General features: G+C 66.9%; 1 protein-coding gene. It reads left to right on the top strand.

Going from position 1 to position 1,104, the window contains the following annotated elements; genetic code table 11:
- Positions 1–1,008, top strand: a 1,008-nt coding sequence (locus tag ACSFA3_RS25230; protein ID WP_435508073.1) for a GNAT family N-acetyltransferase, incomplete at its 5' end; no start/stop codon positions are given.
- Between the last annotated feature and the right edge of the window lie 96 nt (positions 1,009–1,104).

The raw sequence follows: 1,104 nt of genomic DNA, 5'->3' as shown, positions 1-1,104 counted from the left end.
CCGGAGAGCGGATGGATGCCGCAGTTCGTCACGCTGTGGCAAGGCGAGCAGTTGCAGGCCGCGTGCCCGTTCTACATCAAGGACCACTCCTACGGCGAGTACGTCTTCGACTGGGCATGGGCCAACGCCTACGAACAGCACGGGCTCGCGTACTACCCGAAGGCCGTGGTCGCTGTGCCCTTCACGCCCGTGCCCGGCACCCGCCTGCTGGCGCGCGATGCCGAAAGCCGCACATTGCTGGTGCAAGGGCTCGTCGCGCTGTGCAAGCAGGAGGAGCTGTCGTCGCTGCATCTGCTGTTCGGCACCGATGCCGACATCGCCGCCTGCACCGAAGCGGGCCTGATGCTGCGCAACACGGTGCAGTTCCACTGGACCAACGCGCAGTACCCCGACTTCGACGCCTTCCTCGCCAGCCTCTCGCACGACAAGCGCAAGAAGATCCGCCAGGAGCGCCGCAAGGTGGCCGACGCGGGCGTGAGCTTCCGCTGGTCGCGCGGCGCCGACATCTCGAAGGCCGACTGGGACTTCTTCTACCGTTGCTACGAGCGCACCTACCGCGAGCACGGCAACCCGCCCTACCTCACACGCGACTTCTTCCGGCGCATGGCCGACACGATGCCCGAGGCCTGGCTGCTGTTCGTCGCCGAGCGCAACGGCAAACCCATGGCCACCAGCCTGATCGCCCTTTCGACGCAGCCCGATGCACCGCTGGTCGCCTACGGCCGCTACTGGGGCGCGCTGGAGCGCGTCGACTGCCTGCACTTCGAGGCCTGCTACTACCAGCCACTGGCTTGGTGCATCGAACACGGCGCCCAGCGCTTCGAGGGTGGCGCCCAGGGCGAGCACAAGATGGCGCGCGCGCTGATGCCGGTGAAAACCACCAGCGCCCACTGGCTGGCGCACCCGGCGTTTGCCGACGCGGTCGAGCGCTTCCTGGAGCGCGAGGGCGCGGGCATAGAGAACTACATGGACCACCTGGGCGAGCGCAGCCCGTTCAAGTCCGCCTGATCCCGGCCCTGGCTGTGCCATTCGGGGCTGCTATAAAAGCGCCCGAATCCACAACAACACAGAGGGAAAACGATGCCATTCGTCGGACTGGGCCTG

The organism is Variovorax glucosi, from assembly GCF_051216695.1.
Classification (GTDB): Bacteria; Pseudomonadota; Gammaproteobacteria; order Burkholderiales; family Burkholderiaceae_C; genus Variovorax.
This window is presented reverse-complemented; position numbering and strand designations above follow the sequence as displayed.